Source organism: Bacillus cereus group sp. N21 (genome assembly GCF_016483395.1).
Lineage (GTDB): Bacteria > Bacillota > Bacilli > Bacillales > Bacillaceae_G > Bacillus_A > Bacillus_A pseudomycoides.
In genome coordinates, this window is sequence record NZ_JAEHBX010000353.1 from 1 (window position 1) to 264 (window position 264).

Genomic DNA, 264 nt, shown 5'->3' on the forward strand with positions numbered 1-264 from the left:
GGATTTGTATCTTCATTAGGTATATTAAGTGTTATTCCTGCGTTTTTATTAACATATTTAGGCGTTGTGTCCGGGCTTTCTTTAGGATATATATTAGGGAAAATATTTGGGACAAAAGTACTCCATAAATTAATGAAAAAGAAGAAGGCGAAGTATTTTATAAAATCACAAGAAATGGTCGAGGCATACGGACATTACGCACTAATTACGAGTTATTTCATACCGGTTGTAAGACATATCGTGCCGTATTTAGTTGGAATGAAT

The 264-nt window shown here is 33.3% G+C and carries 1 protein-coding gene; it reads left to right on the forward strand.

Going from position 1 to position 264, the window contains the following annotated elements:
• A partial coding sequence (locus JDS96_RS31165) for a DedA family protein (protein WP_199669164.1) occupies positions 1 to 264 on the forward strand: 264 nt, incomplete at both ends.